2 protein-coding genes and 2 pseudogenes are annotated in these 2,800 nt (G+C 41.0%); all 4 read left to right on the plus strand.

Annotated features, from left to right (window positions below):
* The first annotated feature begins 284 nt into the window (after positions 1–284).
* The 4 genes and pseudogenes from PX481_RS14445 (at position 285) to PX481_RS14460 (ending at position 2,142) form a co-directional block, all read left to right on the plus strand.
* Positions 285–1,214 (plus strand): NAD(P)H-dependent glycerol-3-phosphate dehydrogenase, encoded by a 930-nt coding sequence (locus tag PX481_RS14445; protein WP_012266085.1) that lies wholly within the window; start codon positions 285–287, stop codon positions 1,212–1,214.
* Between the two features lie 166 nt (positions 1,215–1,380).
* Positions 1,381–1,551, plus strand: a pseudogene (locus PX481_RS14450) (transposase DNA-binding-containing protein); the annotation flags it as partial.
* A pseudogene (locus tag PX481_RS14455) lies at positions 1,549–1,641 on the plus strand (IS4 family transposase); the annotation flags it as partial. The pseudogenes PX481_RS14450 and PX481_RS14455, both read left to right, overlap by 3 nt.
* Before the next feature lie 228 nt (positions 1,642–1,869).
* Positions 1,870–2,142, plus strand: a complete 273-nt coding sequence (locus PX481_RS14460; RefSeq protein WP_002788612.1) for a lipopolysaccharide assembly protein LapA domain-containing protein — start codon at positions 1,870–1,872, stop codon at positions 2,140–2,142.
* Positions 2,143–2,800: the final 658 nt, after the last annotated feature.

Consider the following 2,800-nt stretch of genomic DNA (forward strand, 5'->3'; position numbering starts at 1 on the left):
GGTGCCGATCCCCCCTTAATCCCGCCTTGATAAGGGGGGTGCCGATCCCCCCTTAATCCCGCCTTGATAAGGGGGGTGCCGATCCCCCCTTAATCCCGCCTTGATAAGGGGGGTGCCGATCCCCCCTTAATCCCCCCTTGATAAGGGGGGTGTCTGACAACTTTTAACACCTACCTACTTATCAGTAATCGGTGAATAATTTCATTTAAGACTCATAACCTTCAAATCGAATCATTTCTAACCAGTCACTGATCAGGGATCACTAATAAGGAGGAGAATAAAAGTTGTTAGAAAATGCCAAGAAAATTACGGTGATAGGTGGGGGAATTTGGGGACAAACTCTCGCTAATTTGGCTAGACTTAATCACTTAGCTGTTAGGGTTTGGTCGCGTCATACTGGGGAAGATTTGGGGGCTATTATAGCAGATACTGAGGTAATTATTTCAGCAGTTTCGATTAAAGGAGTTGTTCCAACGATCGAAAAATTACAGCAATTACAATTAAATTCTCGCATAATTATCGTCACCGCTACTAAAGGATTAGAGCCAATCACCACTCGTACCCCTTTTCATCTGTGGAATCAAGCTTTTCCCGCTAATCCCCTTGTGGTTCTTTCCGGTCCCAATTTAGCTAAAGAAATTAATCAAGGTTTACCCGCTGCCACGGTGGTAGCAAGTTATCTGCAAAAAGCAGCAATATTGTTACAAAAATTATTATCTGGGGAATCTTTTCGGGTTTATCTTAATAGCGATCCCTTGGGGACTGAGTTAGGTGGCACTCTCAAAAATGTCATGGCGATCGCTTCTGGGGTTTGCGATGGTTTACAGTTAGGTACTAATGCCAAATCTGCCCTGTTAACTCGCGCTTTACCGGAAATAGTTCGGGTGGGAACTTGTCTAGGAGGTTGTCAAGAAACTTTCTTCGGTTTATCGGGTTTAGGGGATTTATTAGCCACCTGTAATAGTCCTTTATCTCGCAATTATCAAGTGGGTTATCAATTAGCTTTAGGTTTATCTTTGCCTGAGATTTTAGCAAAGTTAGAGGGAACTGCCGAGGGAATAAATACCACAGAAGTTTTGATGAGAATTGCCCAAGAAAAAAATTTATATGTACCGATTACCTGCCAAGTTGATCGTCTTTTGCGCGGGGAAATTTCTCCCCAAGTTGCCGTTTATGAATTGATGCGTCGGGATTTAAAAGCAGAATTTGATTAAGAGACAAGAGATTTTTCAGTGATCAGTAATCAGTTAGTCGGAGCTTTCTTAACAAAAAGAGAAGAAACTTAAAAAAAGGGGAACCGATTGATAGGTATAGTTTTAAAAGAAAGAAGGAATCAAGGTGGAGGTGAGCAAAAAAATGGAGAAATGAGCAGCCCAAGAATTGCAGTATGCAGACCTAGGGGACACGAGAAGAAAGAAAAGGTTAATCAGTATCGTGGAAAACTTGGCCAGCCAACTTAGTACAAGTGTACGACATTCCTCGGCAAATCTAGCCGCCGCCAGTGCCACATCTGATTTTGGGAATTCACCCTATTTTCAACCTTCAGCGGTGAGAATGATTGCTTCTCTTGGGGTTTTTTTAGGTAGAAAAGGCGACGGTGAACCTAGTGTTAAAACTATTTGGTTAGGACTGGGAAGGTAACATGATATCAGCCAGACTTGGAAACTATCTGATCAAATTATTTTCCCCATAGAACCCCCTTGAGCAATCTTGCACACTTTTCTCTTTTTGTCAAATTTTATGTTAAGAAAGATGCGACTAATGGATAGGAGGGCCACGAATAAAGAAAAATGGTATTAATAGGGAGCTAACTGCGAAATTAGCCTACAAAACCTGAAAAAATCTCCCACAAACATGGCGAGGACAAGCATGAATACAATTAGTAATTTTTTAGCTAGTGCTATTGTCGGCGGCTGGATTATGACCATGGCAGTTTTTGCTATTCAAAATATCCAACCAGTTTCTTTAAAGTTTCTACAATTTGAGTCAATTAAAGTACCTATCGGTGTTTTATTGGCTTTTTCTTTGGGAATTGGATTTTTTATGGCCGCATTTATCCCCGCTTTTTTGAGAAAGTCGAAAAAATCTCCTCGCAGTCGCTTTCCTCCCCCACAACCGGGGTTAGACGAGTTTGATTTTTAGATAGGGTTTGCGGCAAAAAGTTTGTTGGTGGGGTTAGGAGTCAGTAGCCGGTCGTCGGTCGTCAGTAGTCGGTCGTTTCAGGCTTTGTTGCCCTCTTTTTTCGTACCAACTTATATACTACAAGAAGGATAATGCAAGGTTTTTGAGGGTCCCAATCCGATTTTCGCAGCATGAACATCGGATTTTAACAGGTCAAAAGCCTTATTTTAAAAGGGTTTTACCATTATTCAGCAAGCCCTAGTTAGGTCAGCCCCTAATCACTTAAATTCTGAACAAAAACGCCAATTCAAGTCTGAATTGGCGCGATAATCGCTTCTAATGCCGTTGAATCTTTAGGGTGTTTCAATCCCTAATAGGGATTAACATTAATTGGAATAACAATAGAGTGAGGAACAATAAGCATATTGTTTCAATCCCTAGTAGAGTTTAAGATTAATTGGAACATTAATAGCGAGGGAAAGTAGTGGATTCTCCCCAAAGTTTCAATCCCTAGTAGGGTTTAAGATTAATTGGAACAAAAATTCTCTTAAGCGAGCCTCGGTCATGACATTGTTTCAATCCCTATTAGGGTTTAAGATTAATTGGAGCCTATGGTAACACGAAAAGATAATCGCGTCAAGATCGTTTCAATCCCCATTAGGGTTTAAGATTAATTGGA

The organism is Microcystis sp. M53603_WE2, assembly GCF_030065435.1.